General features: G+C 68.7%; 13 protein-coding genes. 7 read left to right on the plus strand and 6 right to left on the minus strand.

The genetic code is table 11. From position 1 onward, the window contains the following. Window positions 1-17: 17 nt before the first annotated feature. Both NCO8_RS00300 and NCO8_RS00305 read right to left on the minus strand, forming a co-directional pair. A complete protein-coding gene (locus NCO8_RS00300; RefSeq protein WP_084456245.1) occupies window positions 18-1,553 on the minus strand; it encodes a flavin-containing monooxygenase in 1,536 nt (511 codons plus the stop codon). Beyond that, window positions 1,550-3,403: an acyl-CoA dehydrogenase family protein gene (locus tag NCO8_RS00305; RefSeq protein WP_167353226.1), complete on the minus strand. Its 1,854-nt coding sequence runs from the start codon at window positions 3,401-3,403 to the stop codon at window positions 1,550-1,552. The genes NCO8_RS00300 and NCO8_RS00305 overlap by 4 nt, the downstream gene beginning before the upstream one ends. Before the next feature lie 638 nt (window positions 3,404-4,041). Here NCO8_RS00305 and NCO8_RS00310 point away from each other — a divergent pair. Continuing rightward, entirely contained in the window at window positions 4,042-4,467 is a 426-nt protein-coding gene (locus NCO8_RS00310) for an NUDIX hydrolase (protein WP_208115395.1), read from the plus strand. On the opposite strand, the gene NCO8_RS00315 is transcribed toward NCO8_RS00310, so the two are convergent. Beyond that, the gene (locus tag NCO8_RS00315; RefSeq protein ID WP_167353227.1) at window positions 4,439-5,233 is read right to left on the minus strand and encodes a class I SAM-dependent methyltransferase; all 795 of its coding nucleotides are present in this window, start codon (window positions 5,231-5,233) and stop codon (window positions 4,439-4,441) included. The two genes, NCO8_RS00310 and NCO8_RS00315, sit on opposite strands and share 29 nt — an antisense overlap. Before the next feature lie 154 nt (window positions 5,234-5,387). Here NCO8_RS00315 and NCO8_RS00320 point away from each other — a divergent pair, with 154 nt between their 5' ends. Beyond that, a complete protein-coding gene (locus tag NCO8_RS00320; RefSeq protein ID WP_067635389.1) occupies window positions 5,388-6,227 on the plus strand; it encodes an NAD(P)H-binding protein in 840 nt (279 codons plus the stop codon). 41 nt (window positions 6,228-6,268) lie between these two features. Here the strand turns inward: NCO8_RS00320 and NCO8_RS00325 are convergent, their stop codons facing one another. Next, the gene (locus tag NCO8_RS00325) at window positions 6,269-6,745 is read right to left on the minus strand and encodes a MarR family winged helix-turn-helix transcriptional regulator (RefSeq protein ID WP_067635391.1); all 477 of its coding nucleotides are present in this window, start codon (window positions 6,743-6,745) and stop codon (window positions 6,269-6,271) included. Window positions 6,746-6,790: 45 nt separating this feature from the next. Then, the gene (locus NCO8_RS00330; RefSeq protein ID WP_245655181.1) at window positions 6,791-7,951 is read right to left on the minus strand and encodes an MFS transporter; all 1,161 of its coding nucleotides are present in this window, start codon (window positions 7,949-7,951) and stop codon (window positions 6,791-6,793) included. A 288-nt stretch (window positions 7,952-8,239) separates the two neighbouring features. On the opposite strand from NCO8_RS00330, the gene NCO8_RS00335 reads away from it, so the two are divergent. Next, the gene (locus NCO8_RS00335; protein WP_067635394.1) at window positions 8,240-9,037 is read left to right on the plus strand and encodes an SAM-dependent methyltransferase; all 798 of its coding nucleotides are present in this window, start codon (window positions 8,240-8,242) and stop codon (window positions 9,035-9,037) included. Between the two features lie 54 nt (window positions 9,038-9,091). On the opposite strand, the gene NCO8_RS30360 is transcribed toward NCO8_RS00335, so the two are convergent. After that, window positions 9,092-9,238 carry a DUF1059 domain-containing protein gene (locus tag NCO8_RS30360; RefSeq protein ID WP_084456251.1) on the minus strand — a complete coding sequence of 49 codons (147 nt, stop codon included), beginning with the start codon at window positions 9,236-9,238 and terminating at the stop codon, window positions 9,092-9,094. Between the two features lie 104 nt (window positions 9,239-9,342). Here NCO8_RS30360 and NCO8_RS00340 point away from each other — a divergent pair, with 104 nt between their 5' ends. Genes NCO8_RS00340 through NCO8_RS00355 form a run of 4 tightly spaced genes read left to right on the plus strand, consistent with a single transcriptional unit; the run spans window position 9,343 to window position 12,841 of the window. After that, window positions 9,343-10,815: an aldehyde dehydrogenase gene (locus NCO8_RS00340; protein WP_245655182.1), complete on the plus strand. Its 1,473-nt coding sequence runs from the start codon at window positions 9,343-9,345 to the stop codon at window positions 10,813-10,815. Window positions 10,816-10,827: 12 nt separating this feature from the next. Then, window positions 10,828-11,577 carry an SDR family oxidoreductase gene (locus tag NCO8_RS00345; RefSeq protein WP_067487511.1) on the plus strand — a complete coding sequence of 250 codons (750 nt, stop codon included), beginning with the start codon at window positions 10,828-10,830 and terminating at the stop codon, window positions 11,575-11,577. Further along, window positions 11,574-12,458 carry an NAD(P)-dependent oxidoreductase gene (locus NCO8_RS00350; protein ID WP_067635396.1) on the plus strand — a complete coding sequence of 295 codons (885 nt, stop codon included), beginning with the start codon at window positions 11,574-11,576 and terminating at the stop codon, window positions 12,456-12,458. Before NCO8_RS00345 ends, NCO8_RS00350 begins: the two co-directional genes overlap by 4 nt. After that, on the plus strand, window positions 12,455-12,841 hold the full coding sequence (locus NCO8_RS00355; protein WP_067635398.1) for a carboxymuconolactone decarboxylase family protein: 387 nt from the start codon (window positions 12,455-12,457) through the stop codon (window positions 12,839-12,841). The genes NCO8_RS00350 and NCO8_RS00355 overlap by 4 nt, the downstream gene beginning before the upstream one ends. Window positions 12,842-12,850 lie beyond the last annotated feature (9 nt).

Below are 12,850 nucleotides of genomic sequence, written 5' to 3' on the forward strand. Positions count from 1 at the left end.
CGCGCGGATCGACGCCACTATCCCGTTCGGCACGGTTCGTCGTGTGGACGTGGTTGCGGGGCGCCCGAGAGCCCTCCCCGTGAGTCCGGCACCGTGAACGAGAGGGCCGGGTTGTTTCCGGTGAGCGCCTTTCCGAAGGCGGCTACCGTCCCCGGCCAAGCATTGGTGACGGTGCCGTCGGCCGTTTTCCACCAGGTGGTTGCCTTGCCGTCGCGCCAGACGGTGCGGTCGAGCGCGTCGTCGAGGTGGTTCAGGTAGGTCGCCATCGCCTGTTCGGTGACCTCGATCGGTTCGCGCAGGCGGGCGCTGAGTGCCAGGCAGCGCATGATGTAGCGGACCTGGTGTTGTTTGACGGCGGGGTTGCTGTTGGTCGGGGTGAACGAGTGCGGGCCCGCGATCAGGTAGAGATTGGGAAAGCCGGGAACGGCCAGTCCGTAGAAGGCGGTCGGGCGGCCCTCGGTTCGCCACCGGTCGTGCAGTTCGACACCACCCCGGCCACGGACCCGGACGCCGTCGAGGAACTCCCGGGCGCGGAAGCCGGTGGCCAGGACGATGAGGTCGGCGCGGCGTTCGATGCCGTCGACGGTGCGGATACCGTCCGGGACGATCCGGTCGATCGGGTCGGTGACGAGTTCTACGTGGGGCTCGGTGAGCGCGCGGTAGTACCCGCTGTCGATGAGGATGCGCTTCTCCCCGATCCGGTGGTCCGGGGTGAGCGTTCGGCGCAGCTCCGGATCGCGCACCTGGCGGCGAAGATGTTCCCGCGCAACCAATTCCAGCGCCTTGGCCGACCACCCGGCATGAGTGGTCGGGGCCAGCACCAGGTCGGCGGCGCGGTACAGTCCGGCGCGGTACAAGCCGTGCAGGCCGGGTATGTGGGTCAGTGCCCACCGCGACATCGCTCCGAACGATGCGGCGGGCTTGGGCAGTACCCACGACGGGCTCCGCTGGTAGACGGTGACCGACGAAGCGGTGCGAGCCAGCTCCGGAATCATCTGTGCCGCCGAGGATCCGGTACCGACCACGGCGATGTGTCCGGTGAGGTCGGCCGTGTGATCCCAGCGCGCGGAGTGGAACATCGGGCCACCGAAGGTGTCGGCTCCGCGCAGCTGTGCGACAGCGGGCCGGTGCAGCTGGCCGACCGCCCACACCACCGCTCTGGTGCGGATCTGGTCTCCCGCCGACGTGGTCAGCGACCAGGTGCGGTCGGCGTCGCGGTAATCGGCGCCCACCACGGCGGTGTCGCAGCGCAGATGAGGACGCAGCCCGTGCCGGTCGGTGATCGCACCCAGGTAGGACAGGATCGCTTGCGCGTCGGGGTAGCGCACCCGGGGGTCACGGTAGGGGTCGAAGGCGAGCGAATACAGGTGTGCGGGCACGTCGCAGGAACAGCCCGGATAGGTGTTCTCCCGCCACACACCGCCGACCTCGGGCCCCTCCTCGAGGATCAGGAAGTTCCGCACGCCTGCCTCTTTGAGTTCCCATGCCATGGTGAGCCCACCGAACCCGGCCCCTACGACGACGACCTCGTATTCGACACTGTGTCCGGTCATGCCCGCACCTGCCCGGTGATCGAGCGCAGCGCCTCGCCGAACGGCGCGGTCTTCCCGCCCGCCCAGGTCTCCCACCACCGCAGGTAGTCCGGCGACGCCATCGGCGCGTCGAAAGGCTCGAGTTCGATGTCGAAGCCGTCGACCAGAAGATTCAGATGCGCACCGAGATGGTCGATGCCACAACGCAATTCCTCGTGCACGCGGTGGGCGTGCCGGGGTGTCAGCTGTCCGTGGGCAGCGAACCAGGTGCCGTGCGCGCGGATTCGCTCCAGCGCGTACACCACGCAGGCGGACTCGAGCAGGTGGCGGGCCGATGCGTCGTCGGCCGTGACGCAGGCCTGGAACAACGCGGTGGCGGCGAGCCTTTCGCTGGTGGCGGCGGCGAGCTCGACGGCGGCGGTATCGCCGTCGACCGCGGTGCTCGCGACGGCGATGTCACCACGGCGCAGTGCGGCGGCGAGCGCCGACTCCCGCTCGGCGAGCATGCGGATGTACCAGGGCAGAAGGTCCGGCGTGGCAGGCAGCGTCAGGGCGGTCTCCGCGCGGGCGATGAGGTGTCCGGCCTGCTTCCAGAGCAGCTGGGACTCGCCCTCGGCGGTGATGATGCCTTCGGTGTTGCCGATCCAGTCGATGATCCAGTTGGTGCGCAGCGATCCCTGCGCCGCACTGCGCTGACGGCAGGTCAGCAGCACGTCGTGGGCGGTGTAGGCCAGCAACGGTTTGGCCAGCATCGACCACAGCGCGGAGAAGGGTTCGGCGGCGGCCACGCGCAGGTCCTGGATGCGGCGGCCGAGGATGCTGCTGGCGTAGGTCGAGGCCAGTGCGGAGACCAGATCACGGCGAACCGTTCCCCGGTCGGCCATCGAGGTCCGGCCGCCCGGGCGACGCTGATCGGCGTAGTTCACCGTCACCGCCAGCGCCGCACGCGCACCGGCGGCAGCCGCGCCTGCCAAGTCCAGCCTGCCCTCCCCCAAAGCCGTGATCGCGCGGTGAAAGCGTTGCCGCACCGGAACTTCCGATTCGATTCCAGCAGCGCCGAGCACGGCCCACCGGCCGCCGAGCAGTGCGTCGGCCGGGACGAACACCGCGTCGAACCGGATCAGCGCGTGATCCATCGGCGCCCAGCCCTTATCGGGCAGCGGCGCGACATTCAGACCGGGCACGAGGCCCTGCCCGGTACGCAACCTCAGCAGGAAGGGCAGCACGCCTTCGTCGCGACCATGTGCGATCAGGCGGGCGGTGACCACACCCGTCTTGCGGGTGGTCGGATCAGCCATGTTCGGCATGAACTTCCAGCTCGCGGTACCGGGCGAGTCGAGCCAGAACCCACCACGGGCGCCGTCCCAGGTGGCGGTGGTCTGCTGGTCGGCGCCGTTGGTGCCACCGAGCTCGGTCAGCAGCAACAGGCCGATCGCCTCCCCGGTGTCGAGCTCGGCGAGCAGTTCCCGCTGGTACGCCGAACCATTGCCGAGTGCGGTGATCGCCCCGATCGCCAAGTCGAGGTGGCCGGTGAGCACGGGCAACAGGTGCGGGGCGTAGACAGCCGCCCACTCGCACAGCGCACCGCGCAACCGGGGGTCGGCGGCGATGGCCGTTGCCGATCCACCGAGGACCGCGATCGTCGCGCGCAGCAGATCCGGTGCCAGCGCGGCTTCGGCCGAGGAGGTGAGTCCCGATCGTGGCCGGTCGTTCAGGGCGATGGTCGCGGCGCGCACCCGGCGGTGCGTCGCACGCGAATCGCCGAGAATCGCCGTTCGCAACGACTCGACCGTCGGGTCGGCCGGTGCCGTGAGCGGCCGATGGGCCGAATCCGGGCACACGGGAACAACAGGAACATCTAGTGTGGTCACAGCAGCGCTCTCCCAGTGTCTGCGTTGCTCCGCGCGGCGGTGGCGACCGCCACGCAGAGCTCTTTCGGGTGTCTCCCCGTGCTCGCGGGGAGGCACCCGATCCGATGTCCGGGGAGAATCCGCACCAGCACAACGGCGCGGCCCCGGTCCTGTACACGAACGACCGACCGCGGCGGCGGCCCACGGCCACACGGAATGCCCTTCGGGGCAGTAGAATTGAGCACACCCATACCGTCGGACTCCTCCATGACTCCGGACACAGCCGAACACTGATCGCCTGCCTCCGGGTCCGGGGTTTGCTCTCCGTCCGGCGCGCGCAACCGCAATCATCCAGCAATCGCTACCCTGGATCAGGTGTGTCGCGGTCGAGTCGGGGTGTCGTCCCGATCAGCGGCGGCGTGGGGGTTGACCAGCGGGAATGATGACGCGTCAGCGAATGCGGGCGTGCGCGATCGACCTTCGGCCGTGAACCGGCTCGTGCGATGGGCACCCGAATACCACTGACCGACGACCATCAATGGACGTGCATTCCCGAACCGCTCGGCGCCTGCGGGAAATACGATCGTGCTCGGTCGCGTCCACCGGGGTGCGATGCCGGGAGCTGTTGGGAGACAAGCGTGGTCGAACGGTTTCGGAGCGTGGTGGATGTGCATCTGGTCTTGGTGCGCGACGGGAAGTTGTTGTGGTCGCGGCGGTCGAACACCGGATTCGCCGATGGGCAGCTGGGATTGGTGGCCGGGCACCTCGAAGAGGGCGAGGACGTGGTCGAGACAGCCATTCGGGAGGCCGAGGAGGAAGTGGGGATCCGGTTACGCCCCGAGGATCTGACGTGCGTGCACGTCATGCAGCACCGGTACGGAAATCAGCCGCACAGAGTGGGGTTCTTCTTCCGCGCCGAACGGTGGGACGACGACGTGGTCAACCGCGAACCGCACAAGTGCTCCGAGCTGACATGGCGGCAGATGAGCGAGATTCCCGGCGACGCGATCGCCTATCAGGTGGCGGCGATGCGCCGGATCGCCGACGGCGAGAGTTTCAGCGTGTACGCGACGGACGGGCGATGAGCTGGAACATGCGGGCGAAGTGGGGGTACGGCGCCCGGTTGGCCAAGGCCAGTTCCAGGCGTTCCAGATCGGCGTAGAAGTGGGGGTCGGATTTACGGGCGTCGTCGGTGATGAGGTCGCAGACGACGCGGATTCCGCTGTGGGCCAGCACTTCCAGGCCCGCGTCGCGCAGGTCGCCTGCGATGCCGTCGGCGTAGCAGGCTCGCGCTTCGGTGTCGTAGGTGACGGTGACACGGGTCGGGGCGTCGAGTAGGCGCAGCGCCTCGGTGAGATTCCGGGAACGGACCGCGGTGAGAAGGGGGTCCGCGGCCGCGTTGGGAGCGAGGACGGAAAGCAGACCTGTGGGCGCGAGCTGGGCCGCGAGGGCGGATATCGGTGATTCGGAGAGGTATTGGATCACGTTGTGGCACAGCACGATATCGAACGCCGCGTGCCCGAATTCGGTCGCCAGGTCGTCGATGGCGACCGGTGCGGTGGTGATGTGGCCGGCGAGTCCGCGCTCGGCGGCGAGCGCCTCGGCCGAGGCGAGGGATGGCCGTGAGAGATCGGCGATGGTCACCCGGTGACCGAGAGCGGCCAGCTCTAGGGCATCCAGCCCGTTGCCCCCACCGACATCGAGGGCCGTGAGGCTGCGCCCGGCCGGGAGATGCGTGGCGAGGTTTGCGGCGGCCATGCGGTATCGGAGCCCGCCCCAGGGGGTCGACTGCCATCGTTCGAATGCGTCCAGTTTCCGATCGAAACCCGCGTCGTCCATCGACTCCCCCATGTCCGTTCGCCCCAGATTAGCCCTTCCCCCGGTGACGAGCATCACGGCGAAGTAGTTTGATTTCCGTATTACATCCCTCCCCAGGCGGTTACTATGGCTTTCATATCATATGTGTTCGGTACTTGTTGGTGCCGAAAGGGAAGGGAAGTAGACCATGTTCGTCGTCATCGGAGCCACCGGGATCGTGGGCCGTGAAGTCATCTCCCACTTGGTAGCGGCAGGCGCACCCGTCACGGCAGTCACCCGGGATCGTGATGCCGTCCTACCGAGCGGAGTTGTTGTCGCACAGGGTGATCCAGCGCGTCCGCACCTTCCGGCCGACGTATGGAAGGGCGCAGAAGCGGTGCTGTTGAGTTCGCGTGGCGCCCTCGACTCCGCGACCGCGATCCTCGCCGCGGCAGCGGATCACGGGGTCGAGCGGGTTGTGGTCGTCTCCGCGGCGACCGTCGAGTTCCCCGCGGGGGAACCGCGCTTCATGGCGGGGTTCCGAGCACTCGAAGCCGCCGCCCAGAGTTCGGGCATGGTGTGGACCGCCTTGCGCTGCAGCGACTTCGCCGCCAACACCCTGGCGTGGGCGCCGCAGCTACGCGCCGGTGACGTGGTTCGCGGTGCGTATCGGGATGCGGCCACCTCGCCGATCCACGAACGCGATATCGCCGCCGTCGCGGTGCGCGCGCTGACCGAGGACGGACACGGGAATCGCTCCTATGTCCTCACCGGTCCCCGATCACTGACCCAACCCGACAAGGTCCGCATTCTCGGCGAGGTGACCGGCCGCGACCTCTCGTTCCTCGAACTCACCCCCGACCAGGTGCGGGCCGCGATGACGGCACAGGGACTCCCCGAGGACATCCCGGCCCGGCTGCTCGGGTCGCTCGCGGACTACGCCCGCGTTCCCGGCCCGACGACCACCACGGTCGCCGACCTCCTGGACCGTCCCGCACAGGATTTCGCCGCCTGGGTCACCGACCATGCGGCAGCCTTCACCCGCTGACCGGAGGGCTTGCCGATGACATCGAATCCCAGCGGTGCCGTTCAGCGGGCGAGTTCGTCGGCGGATTGCTGCCCGGCACCACCGGTGCGCCGGAGGAAGTCGGCGATCACCGTCAGCTCGTCGTCGGTGTAGTCGGCGCACAGCGCGTCCATCCGGTTGTTCATGCCGGAAAACACCTCGTAGAGCGCCGAATTGCGTTCGCGCACAGCACGGACGGTGACCGCCCTGCGGTCGGCGGACTCCGGGTCGCGTTCGCGCACGATCCATCCACCGTTCTGCAACCGGTCGAGAATCCCGGTCAGCGTGGCCGGGTGCAGGCCGGCCCGGCGTGAGAGTTCCTTCGGCGACATCGGCCCGTGCCGGTTGATGAGGTCGAGACAGCTGAAGTCCACCTCCCGCAGCTCCACCTGGCCGCCGAAGCGCCGATTGAGCAGGGACAGTTCGATATTCAAGTCACGCAGGGCGTCTTTGACCGCCACCGTGAGCTTGCGTCGCCGAGTCGCTTCGTCCGCCGCCATCCGCGCCTCTTCTCCTACCCACCGAACGACCATACGAGTTTCATATTATACGAGCGGCGATCGTGCTGTGCTGATCGCGGCGGCGACGATGGCTGCCGCCGCGATCAGGGCGGTGGCCTGCCACCCGAACCACTCGACCGCCGCGGCACCGAAGGCGGTCCCGAGGCTGCCACCGACGAAGTAGACCAGCATGTACGCGCTGTTGAAGCGTGCCGGTGCGTCGGGTTCGATCGCCAGGACCGTGCTCTGGTTGGCGACCTGGGCAGCGAAGAGCCCGGCGTCGAAGGCCGCCAGGCAGACCAGCGTCACGAGCGTGTTCGCGAGGCCGAAACCCAGGACGACGGTGGCGGCCCCGGCGAGGACGAGGCCGGCGAGGATCACCCGGCGAGCGCCGTCGCGGTCGGTCCGTGTGCCCGCGATCCGGGTGGCCAGGATGCCCGAGAGACCCGCCAGCGCGTAGAGGCCGATCCGTTCGGCCGAGTAGGAGTACGGGGGCTCCGAGAGTGCCACGGCGATGCCCGCCCAGATCGCGCAGAAGGCGAAGAACCACAGGAATCCACGCACAGCGGCAACGCGAAGCGTCGCGTGGTGGACGAACAATCCGGGTAGGGAACGCAAGGTCGAGAAGTAGCCGCGCTCGGCGGTGCCGGTCACGGCGGGCAGCGCGGTGAGGCAGCAGACGGCGAGCAGGGCGCAGCCGGCCGCGAAGACGAGCAGCATCGCGCGCCAGCCGATCTCATCCGCGAGCCACCCACCCACGATCCGGCCGGCGAGGATGCCGACGGAGATGCCCGCGGTCACCACCCCCAGGACCGTCGCGCGCCGGTGCGGGTGCGCCAACCGGCCGGCGACGGAGCTCAACCCGGCCCCGACCGCCGAGCAGGCGCCGACCAGACCGATCATCGGAGCCAGCACGGTGGCGCTGCCCGCGGCGGCACTCGCCGCGAGCGCACATGCGAGTACCCCGAACTGAGCGGCCAGGACGCGGCCGGGAGCGAAGCGGTCGACCAGCGGCACCAGCAGGCCGAGTCCGAGCATGTAGCCGATCGGCCCGCAGGCCAGGGCGAATCCGACAGCGGTGATCTGGGTGCCGAGCGAATCCGCCACGTCCGCGATCGCGGGCTGCATCGGATAGATCGTCGATGTACCGACGGCTGCCGCGAGTGCCATGAACAGGATCAGGGGACGGTGGAGCCGGTCTGTCACCGGGGTCTCTGCGTAGGTATCAGGGTTCACTCGACCGACCGTAGGGAGCCGCGAATCGGGTCACCGGCGGGAATTCGACCTGACCGTTCCCGTCCGGGACCCCCTTGTCGGGCGCGAGATCCGCAGTGCGAGGACCGGTTTCGATCGGCCCGAACAGGTGAACCACGAATCTGCTCGAGCACGGCGTCAATCTTGTACTGTCGCAACCAGATCAGATGCTGTCCCGCGCCGGCGGTGTGGACCGGCGGGCCGGCTAAGTCACAGTCGATTCGCAGAGGAACGAGACCCATGGCCGACGTAGACACCCCACAGATCAGGACCGACATCCCGCATTCGGCGCGGATCTGGAACTACTGGATGGGGGGCAAAGACCACTATGACATCGACAAGATCGCCGGTGACGCGGGCTTGGCCGTCGACCCTGACATCTCGACCATGGCGGTGCAGTCGCGGCAGTTCCTGATCCGGGCGGTCCGGTTCCTGGCCCGCGAGCGCGGCATCCGGCAGTTCCTCGACATCGGCACCGGCCTGCCGACCATGCAGAACACCCACGAGGTCGCCCAGGGCGTCACCCCCGACGCCCGCGTGGTGTACGTCGACAACGATCCGCTGGTGCTCACCCACGCGCGGGCGCTGCTCACCAGCACCACCCCCGAGGGTGTCACCACCTACATCGACGCCGACTTCCACGAGCCCGAGAAGATCGTCGCCGACGCCCGCAACGTGCTGAACTTCAACGAGCCCATCGCGGTGATGTTCATGGGCGTGCTCGGCCACGCCAAGACCTACGAGGACCTGCTCCGCATCGTCGGCACCGTGCTGGCGGCGGTCCCGTCGGGCAGCTACCTCATCATGTGGGACGGCACCGACGACAGCCAGGCCTACGTGACGCTGTGCGAGAACTACACCGGCACCGGCGGCACCCCCTACATTCCGCGCACGCAGGCCCAGATCCAGGCGGTGTTCGACGGCCTGGAGTTCGTGGAGCCCGGCTTCACCTCGATCACCCAGTGGCGGCCCGAGGATGCCCAGGTGGGCGAGGTCCAGCCGATCTCCGCGTACGGCGGGGTCGCCCGCAAACCCTGACCCGACCCACGACAGCGGGCCCGCACCGGTACACGGTGCGGGCCCGCTGTCGTGTCAGTAGGCGAACAGCAGGATCTCCTCGCGGGTGTAGTCGTGGTCGGGATGGTTCGCCGCCAGGTGCGCGTTCGCGTGCTCGACCAGGTCGTCCTCGTCGGTGCCGACGACGAGGTCTCCACAGGGGCATCGCAGTCTGGTCTTCATGGCATTTCCTCTCGCGGGCAACGGTTCCGGCCGACGCGCCCTTGCTCACCGACCGCATGGTGAAATACAGTCTAGACACCTGTCCAGACAGTGAGGGAGACACGGTGCCGAGCAATTTACGTCCCGAGGACGGCTGCACGCTGCTGATCGACGGAAAACTGAGCCGGGGATCGGGCGGGGTGTTCGCGACCGGCAGCCCCGCCACCGGCGAGCGCCTCGGCTGGGCGGCCGATGCCACGACCGAGGACATGCGAGCGGCCGTCACCGCGGCCCGCACCGCTTTCGACACCACCGGATGGTCGACCGATCCGGCGTTCCGGGCGCGCTGCCTGCGCCAATTGCGCGAGGCCATGCGCGAGCACATCGAGGAACTGCGCGAGATCACCATCGAGGAGGCGGGCGCACCCCGGATGCTCACGGCGGGACCTCATCTGGAAGGGCCGGTGAACGATCTCGGCTACTTCGCGGATCTCGCCGAATCCTATTCCTGGCGCACCGAGATGCCGATCGCCGAACCGATGGGGATGCGTACCCGCAGGGAACTGCGCCGCGAGGCGGTGGGCGTCGTCGGGGCGATCACGCCGTGGAACTTCCCCCATCAGATCAACCTGGCCAAGATCGGGCCCGCGCTGGCGGCGGGCAATACCGTGGTGCTCAAACCGGCCCCCGACACCCCGTGGTGCGGTGCGGCGCTGGGGATTCTGGCCGCCGAGCACACCGATATTCCCGCGGGTGTGTTCAATGTGGTGACCGGCTCCGATCACCGGCTCGGCGCCCAGCTCGCCGAGGATCCCGACGTGGATCTGGTGTCGTTCACCGGTTCCACCCGCACCGGGAAGTCGGTGATGGCCGCGGCGGCGGCCACGGTGAAGAAGGTGTTCCTCGAGCTCGGCGGCAAGTCCGCGTTCGTCGTCCTCGACGACGCCGATATCGCGGCGGCCTGCGCGATGGCCGCCTTCTCGGTGTGTGTGCACGCCGGTCAGGGTTGCGCGCTGTCCACCCGGTTGCTGGTACCGCGCAACGCTTACGAGGCGGCTCTCGAAGCGACAGCCAGGACCATGGGCGGCATCCGCGCGGGCGACCCGGACGACCGGCGCACCGTGTGCGGTCCGCTCATCTCCGAGCGACAGCGCGAACGCGTGGAGGGCTACATCTCGCTGGCTCGCAGCGAAGGCGGTGAGGTGGTTGTGGGCGGCGGTCGTCCGACCGGCCGCGACGCGGGCTACTTCGTCGAGCCGACCCTGATCGCCGGGCTCACGAACGAGTCCCGGGTGGCCAGGGAGGAGATCTTCGGGCCCGTGCTGGTGATCCTGCCGCACGACGGCGACGACGACGCGATCCGCATCGCCAACGACTCCCCCTACGGCCTGTCGGGCTCGGTGTGGGGCACCGATCCCGCCCGCGTCGACAAGGTCGTCTCCGCCGTCCGCACCGGGACCCTCGGTGTCAACGGCGGCACCTGGTACTCGGTCGACGCGCCCTTCGGCGGCTACAAGCAGTCCGGCATCGGACGCGAGATGGGCGTCGCCGGTTTCGAGGAATACCTCGAAACCAAACTCGTGGCCTACCCGGCCTGAAGGAGAACAGACATGACACGTTTCACCGACCGGACCGCGATCGTCACCGGCGCGGCACAGGGTATCGGCGCGGCCTACGCCAAGGCGCTCGCCGCCGAGGGCGCCCGCGTGGTGGTGGCCGACATCAATGCCGAGGCGGGCGAATCGGTCGCCAAGGAGATCACCGCGGCCGGCGGTGTCGCCGCTTTCCGCGAGGTCGATGTCGCCGACCCGGATTCCGCGGCCGCGCTCGCCGCGTTCACCGTCGAGAAGTTCGGCGGCATCGACCATCTGGTGAACAACGCGGCCATCTACGGGACCATGAAGCTGAACCTGCTGCTCACGGTGCCGTGGGACTACTACAAGCACTTCATGAGCGTGAACTTCGACGGCGCGCTGAACGTGACCCGCGCGGTCTGGCCGACGATGCGCGCCAGTGGCGGGTCCATCGTGAACCAGTCCTCCACCGCCGCGTGGACCTATTCGAGCTTCTACGGGCTGGCCAAGGTCGGCGTGAACGGCCTCACCCAGCAGCTGGCCCACGAGCTCGGCAGCTCCGGCATCCGGATCAACGCCATCGCCCCGGGCCCCATCGATACCGAGGCGACCAAGACGATCACGCCGTCGGTCATCGTCGACGACATGGTGAAGCGGTTGCCGCTCAAGCGGATGGGCACACCGCAGGATCTCGTCGGCGCCTGCCTGTATCTGCTCTCCGACGACGCCGCCTGGGTGACCGGGCAGATCTTCAATGTCGACGGCGGACAGGTGATTCGCTCATGACCACTGATAACGCGCCACGTCTCGGCTACATCGGGCTGGGCAATATGGGTGCGCCCATGGCGCGCAGGCTCGTCGACTGGCCGGGCGGCCTGGTGGTGTGCGACGCGCGGGCCGATGCCACCGAGAAGTTCGCCGCCGCGGGTGTCGCGGTGGCGGCGACGCCGGCCGAGGTCGCTGCCCGTGCGGCGGTGATCTCGGTGACCGTCCTCGACGACGCCCAGGTTCGCGATGTGCTGACCGGTCCGCAGGGAATTCTGTCGACGGCCGCCGCGGGCACGGTGGTCGCCGTGCATTCGACCATCGCCGACAGCACGGCGATCGAATTGGCCGAGGAATGCGCGCGCCACGAGGTCGAGCTGGTCGACGCACCCGTCAGCGGTGGTGCGCCCGGCGCGAAACAGGGGCGCCTCGCGGTGATGGTCGGCGGCAGCGAGACCGCGTTCGAGGCGGTACGGTCCCCGTTCGCCCGCTTCGCCGATCTCGTGGTGCACGCGGGCCCGGTGGGTGCGGGCACGCGGATGAAGCTCGCCCGCAATCTGGTGCACTTCGTCGCCTTCGCCGCCGCCGCCGAGGCCTCGCGCCTGGCCGAGTCGGCCGGGCTAGACATCCGCCGCCTCGGTGAGGTCGTGCGCCACTCCGACGCCGTCACCGGCGGACCGGGTGCCATCCTGTGGCGCGAGTCCACCGCCCGCCTCGCCGAGGGCGATCCGTGGCTGCCGATCATGTCGCACGTACGCGATCTGGGCGAGAAGGACCTGGCGCTGGCCCTGGACCTCGGCGCCCGGCTCGGCGTCGAATTACCGCTCGCCCGAATGGGTTTCGAACATCTCGCCGAAGGTCTCGGCCTTCGGGTCCCCACATCCGACAGGAGCAGCACATGACCGACGACGCCCGCGCCCGCGGCCTGGCCCGCATGAAAGAGGTCTACGGCTGGCAACCACCGGAGATCGACGGCGCGTTCTTCGCCACCACCGTCGATCACCTCTTCGCCGAGATCTGGTCGCGCCCCGGACTCACCGACCGCGACCGTCGGCTGCTGCTGCTCGGCGCGCTCACCGCTCAGGGCCGCATGGAAACCGCCGAAATCCAGATCCACGCCGCCCTGCACAACAAAGAGCTCACCGAGGAACAGCTCCGCGAAATCGCCCTGTTCCTGTGCCACTATGTCGGCTGGCCCAACGGGACCCGGCTCGATACCGCGATCAGCACCGTTTCCGAACGGGCGCGCGGGGGCGGCGAACCGCGCATGCGCAGGCCCAAATAGGTATCCCAT

Source organism: Nocardia coubleae NBRC 108252 (genome assembly GCF_001612805.1).
Lineage (GTDB): Bacteria > Actinomycetota > Actinomycetes > Mycobacteriales > Mycobacteriaceae > Nocardia > Nocardia coubleae.

Bases quoted from the DNA above. Each gene is read 5' to 3' on its own strand.
- NCO8_RS00335 (WP_067635394.1), top strand. From the start codon at position 8,240: ATGGCCGACGTAGACACCCCACAGATCAGGACCGACATCCCGCATTCG.
- NCO8_RS00355 (WP_067635398.1), top strand. From the start codon at position 12,455: ATGACCGACGACGCCCGCGCCCGCGGCCTGGCCCGCATGAAAGAGGTC.
- NCO8_RS00345 (WP_067487511.1), top strand. From the start codon at position 10,828: ATGACACGTTTCACCGACCGGACCGCGATCGTCACCGGCGCGGCACAG.
- NCO8_RS00325 (WP_067635391.1), bottom strand. From the start codon at position 6,745: ATGGCGGCGGACGAAGCGACTCGGCGACGCAAGCTCACGGTGGCGGTC.
- NCO8_RS00300 (WP_084456245.1), bottom strand. From the start codon at position 1,553: ATGACCGGACACAGTGTCGAATACGAGGTCGTCGTCGTAGGGGCCGGG.
- NCO8_RS00350 (WP_067635396.1), top strand. From the start codon at position 11,574: ATGACCACTGATAACGCGCCACGTCTCGGCTACATCGGGCTGGGCAAT.
- NCO8_RS30360 (WP_084456251.1), bottom strand. From the start codon at position 9,238: ATGAAGACCAGACTGCGATGCCCCTGTGGAGACCTCGTCGTCGGCACC.
- NCO8_RS00315 (WP_167353227.1), bottom strand. From the start codon at position 5,233: ATGGGGGAGTCGATGGACGACGCGGGTTTCGATCGGAAACTGGACGCA.
- NCO8_RS00320 (WP_067635389.1), top strand. From the start codon at position 5,388: ATGTTCGTCGTCATCGGAGCCACCGGGATCGTGGGCCGTGAAGTCATC.